Source organism: Streptomyces sp. NPDC004051 (genome assembly GCF_053604275.1).
Map to the genome: position 1 here is coordinate 69,268 of NZ_JBSGHG010000024.1, position 16,803 is coordinate 86,070.

Here is a 16,803-nt window from a genome sequence, read left to right on the forward strand (position 1 = left end):
CCGCGGTATCCGGTTCCACAGGCGCACGAGCCCCCGTCGCCCGCGGACACCTGATCGCGTCGACACGGCGCCTGTACCATGCATGGAGTACCCAGATCGAACCAACTCTGCCTGACGCAGAGCTGGCGCGACCGTATGGCGGCCGACCTGCCCCGAGCTGTGGCACCCGGCATCTACCGCAGTCAGCGCAAGAGGACAGCTCTCGGCGTGCCCGAAGCCCGACCGTGAAGGGCCGCGCGCCACCAGGCGGCAGAAAGGCACGGGCCGTGGCATCCACGGTCACCACGTCGAAGGCCCCCGCGGCCGGCTCCCGTCCGGGATACGGCCGACTGCTGCGCACCCGCGGCGCCTGGACGTTCCTGCTCCCCGGCTTCGCGGCACGCCAGCCGTTCGCGATGCTCACCCTCTCCATCGTGCTGCTGGTGCAGCACACCACCGGCTCGTACGGCGCGGCCGGCGCCGTCGCGGCGGTCACCGGCGTGTCCATGGCCCTGTTCGCGCCCTTCAGCGGCCGGCTCGCCGACCGCCACGGGCAGCGCGCCGTACTCGTCCCCGGTGTGCTGCTGCACACCGTGGCCGCGCTGGCCCTGACCGCGCTGGCGCTGACCCACGCCCCGCTGTGGGCGCTGTTCGCCGCGGCCGTGCCGACCGGCGCCTCGGTGCCCCAGATCGGGCCCATGGTGCGCGCCCGCTGGGGCGTCAAGCTCAAGGACTCCCCGCTGATGACCACCGCGGCGGCCTTCGAGTCCGTCACCGACGAGCTGACCTTCGTCGTCGGACCGCTGCTGGCCACCGCCCTGTGCACGGCCGTGAACCCGGCCGCGGGCCTGGTCACCGAGGCCGCGCTGACCCTGGTCGGCGGTCTGCTGTTCGCCGCGCAGAAGGGCACCCAGCCCGAGGTCGCCACCGGCGGGCACGCGCGCGTGCAGCACGCTTCCGCCCTGCGCGTCCCCGGGGTGCGCGTCCTGATCGTCACCTTCCTGGGCATCGGCTCCGTCTTCGGCGGCATGCAGGTCTCGCTGGCCGCGTACACCGAGTCGATCGGCGAACCCGGCCTGAACGGCGTCCTGTACGGCGTCTTCGCCGCGGGCAACATGCTCGCCGGCATCGCCTGCGGCGCCATCGCCTGGAAGGTCGCCCCGCAGCGGCGCCTCGTCCTCGGGTACGCGGCGCTCGCGGTGAGCGCGTCCGCCCTGTGGACCGCCCAGTCGCCGCTGCTCCTCGCGGGGCTCGGGCTGCTGGTCGGCATGTGCATCGCGCCCGCCCTGATCACCGGCTTCACCATGGTCGACGACCTGGTCCCGGCGGGGGGCCGCACCGAGGCCTTCACCTGGCTGACCGGTGCGGTGGCACTCGGCCAGGCGGCCGCGGTCACGGTCGCCGGACAGTTCGAGGACCGCCTGTGGGACGGCGCCGGTTTCCTGGTGCCGATGGGCGGTACGGTGCTCGCCCTGGCGACCCTGCTGGCGCTGCGGTCACGGCTGGCGCCGGCCCCGCACGGACGCACCGTCGCACGTGGCGTGGGTCACCGCTCGCCCGTCACAGTGGACTGAACACCGGGAATACGGCACTATGAAGCGTCGTTTAGCACTCATCGAGTGAGAGTGCCAGGAGGAAGACAGTGCCCACCTACCAGTACCAGTGCACCGAGTGCGGCGAGGGCCTCGAGGCGGTGCAGAAGTTCACCGACGACGCCCTGACCGAGTGCCCGAACTGCCAGGGCCGCCTGAAGAAGGTGTTCTCGGCGGTCGGCATTGTCTTCAAGGGCTCCGGCTTCTACCGCAACGACAGCCGCGGCTCCTCGTCGAGCAGCACCCCGGCGGCGTCGAAGTCGTCCGACTCCTCGACGGGCTCGTCCTCGTCCTCGGATTCGTCGTCCTCTTCGGCCTCCTCGACGTCCTCGTCCTCCTCGGGTTCGGGTTCGTCGGCCGGGTCCACCAGCACCACCGCCGCGTAAGGTCTGTCTCCGAGGACCCCGTCGTCGTCCGACGACGGGGTCCTCGGTGTTTTTCCGGTGTTCTTCCGGTCCGTTCCCGGGGTGTTTTCGGGGCGGTTAGGGTGCGAGGCATGGCGAACATGGCGCACAAGGCGGACGCCGAGATCGGCGTGATCGGCGGCTCCGGTCTCTACTCCTTCCTCGAGGACGTGACCGAGGTCCGGGTGGACACCCCGTACGGGGCGCCCAGCGACTCCCTCTTCCTCGGTGAGCTGGCCGGCCGGCGGGTCGCCTTCCTCCCCCGGCACGGAAGCGGCCACCATCTGCCGCCGCACCGGATCAACTACCGGGCCAACCTGTGGGCGCTCAGGTCGGTCGGCGCCCGCCAGGTGCTCGGGCCGTGCGCGGTGGGCGGGCTGCGCCCCGAGTACGGACCGGGGACGCTGCTGGTCCCGGACCAGCTCGTGGACCGTACGAAGTCCCGGGTCGGCACCTACTTCGACGGGCTGCCGCTGCCCGACGGCACGGTGCCGAACGTCGTGCACGTGTCACTGGCCGACCCCTACTGCCCCGCCGGCCGGGCCGCCGCCCTGAAGTCGGCGCGCGGGCGGGACTGGGAGCCGGTGGACGGCGGCACGCTGGTCGTGGTCGAGGGGCCGCGCTTCTCCACCCGCGCCGAATCGTCGTGGCACCGGGCGCAGGGCTGGTCGGTGGTGGGCATGACCGGCCATCCCGAGGCGGCGCTCGCCCGTGAGCTGGAGCTCTGCTACACGTCCCTGACGCTGGTCACCGACCTCGACGCCGGCGTCGAGACCGGCGAGGGCGTCTCGCACGACGAGGTGCTGCGGGTGTTCGCCGCGAACGTGGACCGCCTGCGGAACGTGCTCTTCGACACGGTGGCGGCGCTGCCCGCCACCGAGGAGCGGGACTGCCTGTGCGCCTCGGCCCTGGGCGGGATGGATCCGGGGTTCGCGCTGCCGTAGGGCCGCACGTTCGGGTGAGGGAGTTTTCCACAGAGCGCGATGCGTCCACAGGCTCCGGCGGAGAACGGCGGAAAGCCCCATCGTGGGGTGCACAAGCCGTCCCCTCGCCCCAGGTGGTGTCCCGCCGTGTCCTTCCCTCCACCCCGTGAGCCCTCGCACCGCTCCCCTTCTCTCCCTTCCCCTTCCCTCCCTTCCTCTTCCTCCCCTTCCTCCCCCTTTTCTTCCTTCTCCTCCTTTTCGGCCGGGGTGCCGCCCCGGTGCGAGGTGCCGCACTTCGCACCGGTGCGGGTGCGGAGCGGTCTGCTGCGGTCCGGCCGGCTCGTCCGGCACCGGCGGCGGGCCGCGGCGCTCGGCCTCGCCGTCACGGCGGTGGCGCTGGTGGCGGCGGGCCCACGGGAGACGGACCGGCCCCGCGGGCATCCGGACGGCGCTTCGGGCACCCGCGTCGCGTCGGCGTCGGCCGCCCCGGCGGACGGGCCCCCGGGAGCCCGCGTCACGGCGCCGGTGCGGATCGCCGACTCCGCCACGGTGCGGCTGCTGCGGCCGGGCGACCGGGTCGACGTCATCGCCGCCGGGGAGCGGGGCGCGGGCGGTGCGGCCGACGGCGGGTCCCGCGTGGTCGCGCGGGGAGCACGGGTCACAGAGGTGCCGGAGCCGCCGGAGACCCCGGACGCGGGCGGGGCCCTGGTGATGCTGTCGGTTCCGCGTGCCACCGCTGCCGAACTGGCGGGCGCGAGCGCCACGGCACGGCTGGCGGTGACGCTGTGGTGAGGGGTTCGCCGGCCCTTGGCGCCGTCTTCACATCACGTGCCTCGTTCGAGGGGCGGCCCCACTGGGCAGATGGGCGATGCGCTGTCGTAGGTTGCGGAGCGTTCGGTCACCGGCGTCACGCATGCGGAAGGGAGCTCCGAGGTGAGCGAGAAGAACGAGCCGAGCATCTGGCAGGGCTTCAAGGCCTTCCTGATGCGCGGGAACGTCGTCGACCTGGCGGTGGCCGTGGTCATCGGCGCGGCCTTCACCAACATCGTCAACTCGGTGGTGAAGGGCGTGATCAATCCGCTGGTCGGCGCCTTCGGCACCCAGAACCTGGACAGCTACAGCTCCTGTCTGAAGGCCCCCTGCACGGGCACCGGCGACGCCGCGACGGGGATCAGGATCCTGTGGGGCTCGGTCCTCGGCTCGACGCTCCAGTTCGTGATCACGGCCGCTGTCGTCTACTTCCTGATGGTGCTGCCGATGGCCCGCTACCTGGCCCGGGTGGAGGCCCGCCGGAAGGCCAGGGAAGGCACGCGGGAGGTCGTCGAGATCTCCGAACTGGAGGTGCTCAAAGAGATCCGCGACGAGCTGGTCGCACAGCGCGGCTCGAACAGCGGCGGGCGATAGCCGGCACCGGCACGGCGCCCGGTCGTCGGATCGCCGGGCCGCGTCCGGTCAGAGGTGGTGGGGCGGCTTCTCGTCGAGGAAGCGCTTCAGGTCCGAGGCGCTGTCGCCGGACGGGCGCTCGCCCCATCCCCGGTCCGTGTCGTCCGAGGACTGCTGGTCCAGCGGGTCGTCGAAGACCAGCGCGGGCTTCGGCTCGCGCGGCCGGGATTCGGGGGCGGTGCTCATGCCCTCAGGGTACGGCCTCGCCGTTCCCCCCTTCCGTTCCTCCCTTCTTCCGTTTCCGTCGGTGACCGTGCGGGAGGAGGGCCCTGCACGAGACTGGCGCCATGACAGTTGACGCGCTCACAGATGTGGACGGCGTGCGGGTGGGACACGCGACCCGCACCGGCGGCGGCCTGCTCACCGGCACCACGGTCGTGCTCGCGCCCGAGGGCGGGGCGGTGGCCGCCGTGGACGTACGCGGCGGCGGTCCCGGCACGAAGGAGACCGACGCGCTCGATCCCCGCAACCTCGTCCAGAAGGTCGAGGCGATCGTCCTGACCGGCGGCAGCGCCTACGGACTCGACGCGGCCTCCGGGGTGATGGCCTGGCTGGAGGAGCGGGGCCGCGGGGTCCGTGTCGGACCGGAACCCGCGCACGTGGTGCCGGTGGTGCCGGCCGCCTGCGTCTTCGACCTGGGCCGGGGCGGCGACTTCCGGGCCCGTCCGGACGCGGCCACCGGGCGGGCCGCGGTGGAGGCGGCAGCGGCGACCGCGCCGGGGGCACGGGTGCCGGAGGGGTGCGTGGGCGCCGGTACGGGGGCCGTGGTCGGAGCGGTCAAGGGCGGGATCGGCACCGCGAGCAAGGTGCTGGATTCGGGGATCACGGTGGCCGCGCTGGTGGTGGCCAACGCGGCGGGGGCGGTGACGGACCCGGAGACGGGGGTGCTGTACGGGGAGTTGTTCCAGGGCGGCCGGGTCCGTCATCCGGACCCGGAGGTGCACGAGGCGGCGCTCCGGCGGCTCGCCGACCTCGCCGAGCGGAACGGCCCTCCCCCGCTCAACACCACGCTCGCGGTGGTCGCCACCGACGCTGACCTGTCCCGGGCCCAGGCGCAGAAGCTGGCCGGTACCGCGCACGACGGCATCGCGCGGGCGGTGCGGCCGGTGCATCTGCTCAACGACGGGGACACGGTCTTCGCCCTCGCCACGGGCGCCCGTCCGCTCGACGCCGCGGACCCCCTCGCCCTGAACGGGATCCTCGCGGCCGGCGCCGACCTGGTGACGCGCGCGATCGTACGGGCCGTGCGCGCGGCCGAGTCGGTGGACGGGCCGGGCGGGGTCTGGCCGTCGTACCGGGAGTTGTACGGCGCGGCAGATGCGTGGACAGCGGCCACGCAGACAGCGGACGCGTAGCCACGCGGGGGTCGACGGGCGAACCGGAACCGTCCGGTGTCCGGAGAGCGGTGACCGCTGGGCGGAGTCCGGGTTCAGTGGCGGACAAGCCCGGCCGCTCACCCGGGGGCGGCGACTGAACAGGAGGTATCGGAGATCCGCCGGGGCGGGTGGGAATTCCTCGCGCCTCTCGTTCGTTCCCCCGCCGTACCTTTTTCTCAGTTCCCGGACATGATGTCCGCCCGAGGGGCTACGGTATGCACCCACTGGGTGACATGCAGCGACGCCGGGAGAAACCTTGAGCGTTCCGTACGAGACTGCGGCGTACGAACCAGCCGACTCGCCCGAGTCTCCTGAGGAGCACCTCGCGCGACTGCTCGGCCGCGCCCTGAACTCCTTCGAACTGCCCGACGAGGCGGTGCACCGGCTCGACTGCGCGCTGGCACACGACAGTTCGCTGCACTCCGCGCATCACAGCGCCGGCCTGCACCGGGAGACGTACCGGCACACCTGGCTGCTCGCCGACGGCTCGGCGCTCACGCTCTGGGAGCTCGTCCACAACGCCACCCCGGGCAGCGAGCCCGAGCACGAGGTGTACGCGGACGAGGAGGAACTGAGGGTCGCGACCGCCCGGTTGCCGTTGCCGCCGGAGACCCCGGACTTCGAGCTGCCGGTGGTGGTGCGGCTCTCCCGGATCCCGACACCCCGCCCGGTCTACGTCCCCGACGGTTCGGCGGACCACGCGCGCCGCTTACTGCGCCGGGCGGAGAACACGGACCGTCCGGGCCCCGGGACGGCCGCGCTGCTGACCACGGCGTTCGCCCACCAGATCACCCAGGCCTTCGGCCGCCCGTTCCGCGCGGGGCGCCCGGGGCGTTCAGGACCGAGCTTCTCCCTGTACGAGCACGCGTTCCTGCTGCGTGACGGCGTGGAGATGTCCCTCTGGGAAGTGGAGCACACGGCCACGCCCGACGGACGGCACATGTGCGAGGTGTACGTCACCGAGGACGCCGCCCGGGACGCGATGGAGCGCCGCGCGGCCCAGGTCCCCTGACCCCGGCTCCGACGGCTCCGACGGCTCCGGCACCGACGCCACCGGGCTGACCCTCGACGCTCCCGGGCTCCGCCCCGCTCTGTTCCCGGTTCAGCGGTCGCCCGCGGTGCCGTCCGCCAGGCGCCGTACCAGCACGGCGAACGCCTCGCGCTCCGCCGGCGTGAGCCGCACATCCTCTGCCCGCGGCCCCGTCCGCCGCTGCCGCGGAATCGCGCGCAGCGCCTGAAGCTCCCGCCCCGCCGGGACCGCGTACCCCGGCACCGGTCCGGACCACGGTCCCGGTTCCGTTCCCTGCCAGGGAGGAACACCCCCGCCCCGCCCGCGTCTGCGTTCCCGTCCGCGTTCGCGCCACAGGACACCGGCCAGGCCCACCGTGCAGGCCACGGCCACCACGGCGAGGACGGCGGTGCCCGCCGTCCTCAAGATCGAGTCGTGCTCAGGCATGCGCCCCAGTACACACCACGGTCCGGGACTTTGGTCCCGGACCGTGGTGAACGTGATCTATATCGCAGTTGCCGTGAACGGCTGCGAATCACCTTGAGCGGCCTATATGCACCCAGGGCCCATCTATCCGAGCCTAAAGGGGCAATCCGCCGCCCGTCGCGGCCGCCGCCTCACGCGGCCACCGGCTGCTTCGCCTCGGCCGCCGAGGCCGCCGAGCCCTTGTCCGCGTTCGCGCCGCCCGCTCCCGGTGCCGACTTGCCCAGGCTCTTCAGGACGATCACCAGAGCCGTCGTGACGCAGACGCCCGCCGCGATGGCGAGCAGGTAGAGGAAGGGGTTGCCGATCAGCGGGACCACGAAGATACCGCCGTGCGGCGCGCGCAGGGTGGCGCCGAAGGCCATCGACAGGGCGCCGGTGACCGCACCGCCCACCATCGAGGCGGGGATCACGCGCAGCGGGTCGGCCGCCGCGAACGGGATCGCGCCCTCGGAGATGAAGGAGGCGCCCAGGACCCAGGCGGCCTTGCCGTTCTCCCGCTCGGTCCGGTTGAAGAGCTTGCCGCGGACCGTGGTGGCCAGGGCCATCGCCAGCGGCGGAACCATGCCGGCCGCCATCACCGCGGCCATGATCTTCATCGCGGAGTCGCTGGGGCTCGCGACCGCGATGCCGGCCGTGGCGAAGGTGTACGCGACCTTGTTGACGGGGCCGCCGAGGTCGAAGCACATCATCAGGCCGAGCAGGGTGCCGAGCAGGATGGCGTTGGTTCCGGTGAGGCCGTTCAGCCAGTCGGTCATGCCCTTCTGCGCCGAGGCGATCGGCTTGCCGATCACCACGAACATCAGGAAGCCGACCACCGCCGAGGAGATCAGCGGGATCACCACCACCGGCATGATGCCGCGCAGCGCCGCCGGGATGCGGACCCGCTGGATCGCCAGCACGACCGCACCGGCGATCAGACCGGACGCGAGACCGCCGAGGAAGCCGGCGTTGATGGTGAGGGAGATCGCGCCGCCGACGAAGCCGGGCACGAGTCCGGGCCGGTCGGCCATGCCGTAGGCGATGTAACCGGCCAGGACCGGGACGAGGAAGCCGAAGGCGACGCCGCCGATCTGGAAGAGCAGAGCACCCCAGCTGGCGGCCTGGGTCCACACGAAGTGTTCCATCACCGACGGCGCCTCGTTGATCTCATAGCCGCCGATCGCGAAGCCGAGGGCGATGAGGAGACCGCCCGCCGCGACGAACGGGACCATGTAGCTGACGCCGGACATGAGCCACTTGCGCAGCTTGGTGCCGTAGCCCTCGCCGGGTCCACCGGCGCGGTCCACGGGCGTGTCGGAGGAGGCGGCGGCCGCGGTGACCTCACCGCGCTCGGCCTTGCCGCGGACCTCGGCGATCAGCTCGGCGGGGCGGTTGATGCCCGCCTTGACGCCGGCGTCGACGGTCGGCTTGCCCGCGAAGCGCTCCTTCTCCCGGACGGGCACGTCGTGGGCGAAGATCACACCGTCGGCCGCCGCGATCACGGCCGGGTCGAGCCGCTCGAAGCCCGCCGAGCCCTGGGGCTCGACGGCGATCTCGACGCCCGCCTCCCGGCCGGCGTTCTCCAGCGCTTCGGCCGCCATGTACGTGTGGGCGATACCGGTGGGGCAGGAGGTGACGGCGACGATCCGGAAGGGACGCGCGCCCGCGTCCGCACCGGACGCGCCCGCCGCGTCGGTGGTGCCCGTGGCGGCGCCGGTGGAGGCCGCCACCGGCGTCGCCACGGAGTCTGCGGTGTCCTTGCCGTCCGCGGTGCCCGCGGCACCGGCGGAGCTGTCGGGGGTCTCGGCCCCGGTCGTGCCCTCGGTGCCCGCCGCGGAGGCCGTGGTTGCCGTGGACGCCGGCTCGTCCGCTGCCGGCCGCTCGTCCCCGCGGACGAGCGCCGCCGCGCCCTCCGCGTCGCCGACCGACCGGAGCGCGTCGGTGAACTCGGCGTTCATCAGCTTCCGGGCCAACGACGAGAGGATCGTCAGATGAGCGTCGTCCGCACCCGCCGGCGCGGCGATCAGGAAGATCAGATCGGCGGGCCCGTCCGCGGCGCCGAAGTCGATCCCGGCGGCGCTGCGCCCGAAGGCCAGCGTCGGTTCGGTGACATGCTCGCTGCGGCAGTGCGGGATGCCGATGCCGCCGTCGAGGCCCGTCGGCATCTGGGCCTCACGGGCGGCCACGTCGGCGAGGAAACCCTCCAGGTCGGTCACCCGGCCGAGGGTCACCATCCGCTCGGCGAGGGCTCGGGCCGCCGCTTCCTTGGTGTCGGCGGACAGGTCGAGGTCGACCAGGTCCGCGGTGATCATCTCGCTCATCGCGGGCTCCTTCGCGCGCGTATCGCCCGTGGCGTGGGGTGGGCGAAAGGGGTGACGGGGACGGTGATACCGGTGATGCGGTGGGGGACGGTGGGGCTGCGGGGAACGGCGCCGGGGACGGTTCCCGCTGCAGCGGAGGGGGTGTGCGCGGCACTCGCGGTACGGGCGGTGCGCGCGGCACAGGTGGTACGGGCGGTCATGACACCGGCTCCTTCAGCACACGGTCGACCGGCACCGTTGCCGTGACCGTCACCGCGGCCGGGTCCAGGTCGGCCGGCGTGGGCATCACGCTGCCGGGCGTCTGGACGGCTGCCGCTCCGTGGGCGAGCGCCGAGGCGAGCGCCTCCGGCCCGCGCCCGCCGGCGATGAGGAAGCCGGAGAGCGAGGAGTCGCCCGCGCCCACGTTGCTGCGGACGACGTCCACCCGGGCGGTGCCGAACCAGGCGCCGTTCTCGTCGACGAGCACCTGCCCGTCGGCGCCCAGGCTGGCGAGCACGGCGCGGGCGCCCATCTCGCGCAGTTCCTCGGCCGCCTTCACCGCGTCGCCGACGGTGGCCAGGGGACGTCCGACGGCCTCGGCGAGTTCCTCGGCGTTCGGCTTCACCACGTCGGGCCGCTCGCGCAGCGCGGCGATCAGTGCGGGACCGGAGGTGTCCAGGGCGATGCGCACCCCGGAGGCGTGCGCACGGGCGACCAGCTCGGCGTACCAGGAGGGCTCCAGGCCGCGCGGAAGGCTGCCGCAGCAGGCGATCCAGTCGGCGCCCCGCGACCGCAGGCGGACCGTCTCCAGGAGCAGCTCCTGTTCGTCCGCCGTCAGTTCGGGACCGGGTGCGTTGATCTTCGTCAGGACGCCGTCCGCCTCGGCGAGCGCGATGTTGGAGCGGGTGGCGCCGGCCACCGGGACCGGGGCGGCCTCGATGCCCTGCGCGGCCAGCAGTTCGGCGACCAGGGCGCCCGGCGCGCCGCCCAGGGGCAGGACGGCCACGGTGCGCCGGCCTGCCGCGGCGACGGCGCGGGAGACGTTGACCCCCTTGCCCCCCGGGTCCACGCGTTCGCCGGTGGCCCGGATGACCTCGCCGCGGTCCAGCATGGGGACCTCGTACGTGCGGTCCAGGGACGGGTTGGGGGTGACGGTGAGGATCATGCACGTACCACTTCCGTGCCGCCGCGCTCGATCGCGAGGGCGTCTTCGGGGTTCAGCCCGCTGTCGGTGATCAGCAGGTCCACGTCGTTCATGCCGCCGAAGCGGGCGAAGTGCTCCTGGCCGTGCTTGGAGGAGTCGGCGAGCAGCACCACGCGCCGGGCGGCCGCCATGGCCGCGCGCTTCACCGCGGCCTCGGCCAGGTCGGGGGTGGTCAGACCGTGTTCGACGGAGTAGCCGTTGGCCGCGACGAACAGCACGTCCGCGCGGATCTCGCCGTACGCGCGCAGCGCCCAGGCGTCCACGGCGGCACGCGTACGGTGCCGCACGCGGCCGCCGACCAGGTGCAGCTGGATGCCGGGGTGGTCGGCGAGGCGGGCCGCGATGGGCAGGCTGTGGGTGACGACGGTGAGCGAGCGCTCCACCGGCAGGGAGCCGGCGAACAACGCCACCGTCGAACCGGCGTCGACGATCACCGTGCCCTCGTTCGGGAGTTCCGCGAGGGCCGCCTTGGCGATGCGTTCCTTCTCGTCGGCGGCGGTCGTCTCACGCTCGGCGAGGTCCGGCTCGAGGTCGAAGCGCCCGGCGGGGATGGCCCCGCCGTGCACCCTGCGGACCAGACCCGCGCGATCGAGGGACTTCAGGTCCCGGCGGATCGTTTCCGCCGTCACCTGGAAATGCTCAGCCAGCGATACCACGTCCACCCGGCCGCCGTCACGGGCCAGCCGCAGGATCTCCTGCTGACGCTCCGGTGCGTACATGCTCTTTCACCTCTGCCCCATGCCCGAACGCGTGGTTTCTCTTCGAAGGCTACGGCGAGATGCCCGAAAAGTAAACAAGAACGGATGCAAGCGGGCGTAAATGGGCTTCTGTTTGTGTCCGTTCTCCGGCGAGGCCCTCGGACGGCGGCACGGAAGCGGATGCACGGGTACCCGGAACAGGTCAGATCGTGTCCTGGTCCTGCGGCACCCTCGAATCCATGACGACGGACACCCCCGCCCGGCTCCTCCGACTCCTCTCCCTCCTCCAGACGCCCCGCGACTGGCCCGGCGGGGAACTCGCCGACCGGCTCGGGGTCTCCCGCCGCACGATCCGGCGGGACGTGGACCGGCTGCGCGACATCGGCTACCCGGTACGGGCGACGCTGGGCCCGGACGGCGGCTACCGGCTGGTCGCGGGCAAGGCGATGCCACCGCTGGTGCTCGACGACGAGGAGGCGGTGGCCATCGCGGTCGGGCTGCGTGTCGGCGCCGGGCACGCCCTCGAAGGCGTGGAGGAGGCCTCCGTGCGGGCGCTGGCCAAGCTGGAGCAGGTGCTGCCCGGCAGGCTGCGCCACCGGGTGACCACCCTCCAGTCCGCGACCACCCCGCTGATCAGCGGGGACGGCCCGACCATCGCACCCGGGACGCTGACCGTCATGGCCGCCGCGGTGGCCGGGCGGGAACGGCTGCGGTTCGCCTACCGGGCGGCCGACGGCACCGAGTCCCGGCGCGTGACGGAGCCGTACCGGCTGGTGTCGACCGAGCGGCGCTGGTACCTCGTGGCCTACGACCTCGACCGCGCGGACTGGCGCACGTTCCGCGTCGACCGGGTGAGCGAGCCGTTCGCGACCGGGGCCCGGTTCACACCGCGCGAGCTGCCGACCGGGAGCGCGGCGGAGTACCTGCGGCAGTCCATGTACCGCGTGCAGGAGTCGTACGACCTCGACGTCACCTTCGCCGCACCGGCCGAGGCCGTCGCGGCACGGCTGCCGGGCTGGCTGGGCACGCCCGAGCCGCTGGACGAACGGAGCTGCCGGCTGCGCACGACGCTGGACGGCCCCAAGGACTGGACGGCGGTGTGCCTGGCCCTGCCCGGCTACGACTTCACGGTGCGGGAGCCCGAAGAACTGGTGGAGAGCGTACGGGAGTTGGGAGAGCGGATGACGAGGGCGGCGTCAGGACGCTGAAGAAGGGCCCCCGGACTTCCACCGCCGGGACCCCGCCCCGTCAGGAGCCCGCCGTCAGATCGTCCCAGGGGAAGTCCCGTAGCGCCGCGAGGTTGGCCAGGGCCAGTTCCGCCGGCCCCTGCGGGCCCTCGGCGGGGACGTCGCCCACCGCCCAGCCCTCCGTGGCCGTGCGTACGGCGGCACTGGCGACGGCGGCGGCGAAGCGCAGCCGTGTGTCCACGACAACGTTGCCGGACGGGAGTCCACCGCCCGTCACCCGCGACGCCAGCGCCTCCGCCAGCGCACGCTCCGACGCCTGGCACGCCTCCGCCCACACCCGGCGCAGGGACGGGTCGGCGTGTGCCAGCCGGATCAGGGTGCGCACCCACGCCCAGGAGGCCTCCGAGACCCCGACGCCCGGCGTCAGGGTGTACCGCACGGCGTCCTCCAGGGCCTGCGGCACGGAGGTTCCGGGCGGCGCCGTCCGCACCGCCTCCACCCAGCGCCGGGCCCCGGCCTCGTAGAGGGGGGCGATGGCCTCTTCCTTGGCGGCGAAGTAGCGGTAGAAGGTGCGCGGGGCGATGCCCGCCGCCTGGGCGATGTCCTCGGCCCGGGTGGCCCGCAGGCCCTCCCGGACGAAGAGACCGGCCGCCGCGCGGGCGATCTCCATACGGGTCTCGGCCTTGCGCCGCTCGGTCAGCGAGGCCCGCGGGGTCGGCGGGGTCTGCGGAGCCGGCGGGATCTGGGCCCCGGACGACGTCGAAGGCGTGGGGGTGGTACTGCTCACGCCCAGCAGGCTATGCCCATGTGGCACAATCTGCCATCTGGCGGGCCACCCCGGGGTTCAGGTCCGGGGTGGCCCGCTCCCGCCCGTCCGGCGGCGGGGGGGCCGGCGGGAACGGGGAAAGCCGGGTTCGGCACCCGGGGGGAGGGCGCCGAACCCGGCCTGGGAAGTCCCGACGCCGGGGGGGTGGTGCGACGGGACGTGGTTCAGATGGATCGCGGGGCCGAGCCCCCGGGACCCGAACTCCTGTGCCTTGCCTTCTTGTTCCCTGGCCCAGGGAGTTGAAGCAGTGTCACGGCGTCAGGTTTGCGCCGTTTCCACCGCACGGCACGCACGGCGTCGGCACTGCGCCGGCACTACGCCACCGCGTCGAAACCGGTGTCGCGGGCCAGCTTCTTCAGCTCCAGCAGTGCGTGCTTCTCGATCTGGCGGATCCGTTCACGGGTCAGGCCGTGCTGCTTGCCGACCTCGGTCAGCGTGCGCTCCCGGCCGTCCTCGATGCCGTACCGCATCTTGATGATGGAGGCCGTGCGCTGGTCGAGGCGGCCTATGAGGTCGTCCAGTTCCTCGCTGCGCAGCAGCGTCATCACCGACTGCTCCGGCGACACCGCCGACGTGTCCTCCAGGAGGTCGCCGAACTGGGTCTCGCCCTCGTCGTCCACCGACATGTTCAGCGAGACCGGGTCGCGGGCCCAGTCGAGCACGTCCGTCACCCGCTCCGGGGTGGAGCCGAGCTCGGCGGCGATCTCCGCGGGCTCGGGGTCCCGGCCGTGCTCACGGTTGAACTCGCGCTGCACGCGCCGGATCCGGCCCAGCTCCTCCACCAGGTGGACGGGCAGGCGGATGGTGCGGGACTGGTCGGCGATCGACCGCGTGATGGCCTGACGGATCCACCAAGTGGCGTAGGTGGAGAACTTGAAGCCCTTGCGGTAGTCGAACTTCTCGACCGCGCGCACCAGGCCGGCGTTGCCCTCCTGGATCAGGTCCAGCAGCGGCAGACCGCTGCGGGGGTAGCGGCGGGCGACCGCGACGACCAGACGCAGGTTGGAACGGATGAAGACGTCCTTGGCGCGCTCGCTCTCCTCGTACAGCGCCTGGAGCTCCTCGGCGGTGGCCCCCACCGTGTTCTCCTCGGTGCCGTCGAGGATCTGCCGTGCGAACACACCCGCTTCGATGATCTGGGACAGCTCGACTTCCTTGGCTGCGTCGAGCAGCGGCGTGCGCGCGATCTCGTCGAGGTACATCCCGACCAGGTCACGGTCGGCTACCTCGCCGCGATGGGCGCGAACACTGCTCGCCGAGTCGGCCGTCTCGCCTGAGGCGGACTTACGACGGGCGACGGCACGGGTTGCCATGCTTGCTCCCTTACGATGATGAGGTCAGCGGGTGGTTCCTGCGGATACTCGGCACGTACGGTCAGGTCTGCGTCTCGGTCTGGTGCGGACTCTGCTCGAGTGCCCGGCATCTGTTGGAAACAACGACTGGAATCCGGACAGAATTCCCAACCCGCCCCCCGATTTTTCTGATCATGCAGTACCCTGTCGGCCCACAGGGGGCGCGGATGTCGCCGTCTTGCGCGAACGCCCAGGTCAGGCCGGTATCGAGGGCGATCCGACACCGCTCACCGATCCGCAGGACCGGTGAGCGCGTGAGACGACAATCACGTTCCGCACCGTGCCCCCCACTCAGAAGAAACACCGTCCCGCCCCCGGGCCGCTCTCCCTTCAGACGGATAGACGGCCCGTACCGCCCGATGGTTGTCACGGAGCGGCCCGGGCGACGCCGAGTGGCGGGCGCCGGACACTCCCGCCACCCGCCACCGCGACCGCCACCGCGACTGCGATCGCAGCCCGCGGCCCTCAGCCGAACTGGACCGACCGCTTCGCCAGCCCCAGCCAGAACCCGTCGATCACCGACTTCTGCGTGTCCAGGTCGCCGGCGGCATCCGCGGCGCCCATGGTCACGAAGAGCGGTGCGAAGTGCTCGGTGCGAGGGTGGGCGAGTGCGCCCGCCGGGGACTTGCGGGTGAAGTCGAGCAGCCCGTCCACGTCACCGGCGTCCAGGGCCCGGTTCCCCCAGTCGTCGAACTCCACCGACCACCTGGGGATGCCGCCCTGCCGCAGCGCGGCCAGGTTGTGGGTGAAGAAACCGGAACCGATGATCAGCACGCCCTCGTCGCGCAGCGGCGCGAGCTTGCGCCCGATGTCCATGAGCCTCACCGGGTCCAGGGTCGGCATGGAGACCTGGAGCACCGGGATGTCGGCCCCGGGGAACATCTCGACCAGCGGGACGTAGGCGCCGTGGTCCAGTCCGCGGTCGGGAACGTCCTGCACGGGAGTGCCGGGGGCGCGCAGCAGCTTGCGCACGGATTCGGCGAGCGCGGGGGCGCCGGGGGCGCCGTACTTCACCTGGTAGTAGTGCTCGGGGAAGCCCCAGAAGTCGTAGACGAGGGGCACCGTCTCGGTGGCGCCGAGGGCGAGCGGGGCCTCCTCCCAGTGGGCGGAGACGACGAGGATCGCCTTCGGGCGGGGCAGGTCCGCGGACCAGGCGGCCAGCTGACCGGGCCAGACGGGGTCGTCGGCCAGCGGCGGGGCGCCGTGGCTGAGGTACAGCGCGGGCATGCGTTCCTGAGTGGCGGCGGTCATGGCTGCGACTCCTTCCGGTGATCGGCGCAGATCCGTCACGGACCAGGACGGACCGACACGGACTGCCGTGGGCTGGCGCGGTTTTTACTTGAAACCTCAACCTCTGCCCGAACCCTACCGTAATTTTGTTTAACCTTCAAGCAGAAGGGTCGTAGAGTGGAGTACATGACGACGGCACCCACCTCCGCACCGGTCCCGGGTTCGGCCCCCGACCCGGCACCCACCGACGAACCACGCTGGCTCAACGAGGAGGAACAGCGCGTCTGGCGCTCGTACATCGAGGCCAGCACCCTCCTGGAGGACCATCTCGACCGCCAGCTCCAGCGGGACGCGGGCATGCCGCACCTCTACTACAGCCTGCTGGTCAAACTCGCCGAGGCGCCGCGGCGGCGGCTGCGGATGACCGAGCTGGCGATGCTGGCGAAGATCACCCGCTCCCGGCTCTCGCACGCCGTGGCCCGCCTGGAGAAGAGCGGCTGGGTGCGCCGCGAGAACTGCCCCTCCGACAAGCGCGGCCAGTTCGCCGTACTGACGGACGAGGGCTTCGAGGTGCTGCGCCGGCACGCGCCCGGTCACGTGCACGCCGTACGGCAGGCGCTCCTCGACCGGCTCACCCCCGAACAGCAGAAGTCCCTCGGCGAGATCATGGAGATCGTCGCCGAGGGACTTCAGCCCAGCGAAGCGGGTGCGGACCTGCCCTGGCTCCGCTGAGCGCGGGAGCCGGGGCAGGTCCGGGGAGCCGTACGGACGAGGCGTCCCCTCCTCGTCCGTACGGGTGGTCCGAAGGGGCGCGG

At 72.6% G+C, this 16,803-nt stretch carries 18 protein-coding genes; 9 read left to right on the forward strand and 9 right to left on the reverse strand.

All coding sequences use genetic code 11. From position 1 onward, the window contains the following. The first annotated feature begins 266 nt into the window (after nt 1–266). The 5 genes from ACWEQO_RS23300 to mscL all read left to right on the forward strand — a co-directional run bounded on the left by ACWEQO_RS23300 (nt 267) and on the right by mscL (nt 4,302). On the forward strand, nt 267–1,553 hold the full coding sequence (locus tag ACWEQO_RS23300) for an MFS transporter (RefSeq protein ID WP_452985069.1): 1,287 nt from the start codon (nt 267–269) through the stop codon (nt 1,551–1,553). Between the two features lie 68 nt (nt 1,554–1,621). After that, nucleotides 1,622–1,957: an FmdB family zinc ribbon protein gene (locus ACWEQO_RS23305; RefSeq protein ID WP_452985070.1), complete on the forward strand. Its 336-nt coding sequence runs from the start codon at nt 1,622–1,624 to the stop codon at nt 1,955–1,957. Nucleotides 1,958–2,076: 119 nt separating this feature from the next. After that, complete coding sequence (locus ACWEQO_RS23310) at nt 2,077–2,919, forward strand: S-methyl-5'-thioadenosine phosphorylase (protein WP_361452342.1); 843 nt, start codon at nt 2,077–2,079, stop codon at nt 2,917–2,919. Nucleotides 2,920–3,183: 264 nt separating this feature from the next. Further along, the gene (locus ACWEQO_RS23315; RefSeq protein WP_452985071.1) at nt 3,184–3,690 is read left to right on the forward strand and encodes an RcpC/CpaB family pilus assembly protein; all 507 of its coding nucleotides are present in this window, start codon (nt 3,184–3,186) and stop codon (nt 3,688–3,690) included. A gap of 141 nt (nt 3,691–3,831) precedes the next feature. Beyond that, complete coding sequence (gene mscL / locus ACWEQO_RS23320; RefSeq protein ID WP_361452174.1) at nt 3,832–4,302, forward strand: large conductance mechanosensitive channel protein MscL; 471 nt, start codon at nt 3,832–3,834, stop codon at nt 4,300–4,302. A 48-nt stretch (nt 4,303–4,350) separates the two neighbouring features. On the opposite strand, the gene ACWEQO_RS23325 is transcribed toward mscL, so the two are convergent. Continuing rightward, entirely contained in the window at nt 4,351–4,527 is a 177-nt protein-coding gene (locus ACWEQO_RS23325) for a hypothetical protein (RefSeq protein WP_452985072.1), read from the reverse strand. 101 nt (nt 4,528–4,628) lie between these two features. Between ACWEQO_RS23325 and ACWEQO_RS23330 the strand changes: the two genes are divergently transcribed. Then, entirely contained in the window at nt 4,629–5,696 is a 1,068-nt protein-coding gene (locus tag ACWEQO_RS23330; protein ID WP_452985073.1) for a P1 family peptidase, read from the forward strand. Nucleotides 5,697–5,973: 277 nt separating this feature from the next. Continuing rightward, on the forward strand, nt 5,974–6,729 hold the full coding sequence (locus tag ACWEQO_RS23335) for a DUF6227 family protein (RefSeq protein ID WP_452985074.1): 756 nt from the start codon (nt 5,974–5,976) through the stop codon (nt 6,727–6,729). Nucleotides 6,730–6,819: 90 nt separating this feature from the next. Here the strand turns inward: ACWEQO_RS23335 and ACWEQO_RS23340 are convergent, their stop codons facing one another. From ACWEQO_RS23340 to ACWEQO_RS23360, 5 genes are all read right to left on the reverse strand, one after another. Continuing rightward, complete coding sequence (locus tag ACWEQO_RS23340; RefSeq protein ID WP_452985075.1) at nt 6,820–7,173, reverse strand: hypothetical protein; 354 nt, start codon at nt 7,171–7,173, stop codon at nt 6,820–6,822. A gap of 170 nt (nt 7,174–7,343) precedes the next feature. Further along, nucleotides 7,344–9,512: a PTS fructose transporter subunit IIABC gene (locus ACWEQO_RS23345; RefSeq protein WP_452985076.1), complete on the reverse strand. Its 2,169-nt coding sequence runs from the start codon at nt 9,510–9,512 to the stop codon at nt 7,344–7,346. Then, nucleotides 9,509–9,712, reverse strand: coding sequence for a hypothetical protein (locus ACWEQO_RS23350; RefSeq protein WP_452985077.1), 204 nt, complete (start codon nt 9,710–9,712; stop codon nt 9,509–9,511). Before ACWEQO_RS23350 ends, ACWEQO_RS23345 begins: the two co-directional genes overlap by 4 nt. Continuing rightward, nucleotides 9,709–10,656, reverse strand: a complete 948-nt coding sequence (gene pfkB / locus ACWEQO_RS23355; RefSeq protein WP_361452156.1) for a 1-phosphofructokinase — start codon at nt 10,654–10,656, stop codon at nt 9,709–9,711. Before pfkB ends, ACWEQO_RS23350 begins: the two co-directional genes overlap by 4 nt. Continuing rightward, entirely contained in the window at nt 10,653–11,414 is a 762-nt protein-coding gene (locus tag ACWEQO_RS23360; RefSeq protein ID WP_452985078.1) for a DeoR/GlpR family DNA-binding transcription regulator, read from the reverse strand. Before ACWEQO_RS23360 ends, pfkB begins: the two co-directional genes overlap by 4 nt. A 218-nt stretch (nt 11,415–11,632) precedes the next feature. Here ACWEQO_RS23360 and ACWEQO_RS23365 point away from each other — a divergent pair, with 218 nt between their 5' ends. After that, a complete protein-coding gene (locus tag ACWEQO_RS23365; protein ID WP_361452150.1) occupies nt 11,633–12,601 on the forward strand; it encodes a helix-turn-helix transcriptional regulator in 969 nt (322 codons plus the stop codon). A 40-nt stretch (nt 12,602–12,641) separates the two neighbouring features. On the opposite strand, the gene ACWEQO_RS23370 is transcribed toward ACWEQO_RS23365, so the two are convergent. The 3 genes from ACWEQO_RS23370 to ACWEQO_RS23380 form a co-directional block, all read right to left on the reverse strand. Next, a complete protein-coding gene (locus ACWEQO_RS23370; protein WP_452985079.1) occupies nt 12,642–13,367 on the reverse strand; it encodes a TetR/AcrR family transcriptional regulator in 726 nt (241 codons plus the stop codon). Nucleotides 13,368–13,720: 353 nt separating this feature from the next. Further along, nucleotides 13,721–14,719, reverse strand: coding sequence for a sigma-70 family RNA polymerase sigma factor (locus ACWEQO_RS23375; RefSeq protein ID WP_361452147.1), 999 nt, complete (start codon nt 14,717–14,719; stop codon nt 13,721–13,723). Nucleotides 14,720–15,223: 504 nt separating this feature from the next. Further along, on the reverse strand, nt 15,224–16,009 hold the full coding sequence (locus ACWEQO_RS23380; RefSeq protein WP_361452144.1) for a dioxygenase family protein: 786 nt from the start codon (nt 16,007–16,009) through the stop codon (nt 15,224–15,226). A gap of 165 nt (nt 16,010–16,174) precedes the next feature. On the opposite strand from ACWEQO_RS23380, the gene ACWEQO_RS23385 reads away from it, so the two are divergent. Then, entirely contained in the window at nt 16,175–16,720 is a 546-nt protein-coding gene (locus tag ACWEQO_RS23385; RefSeq protein ID WP_361452141.1) for a MarR family winged helix-turn-helix transcriptional regulator, read from the forward strand. Nucleotides 16,721–16,803: the final 83 nt, after the last annotated feature.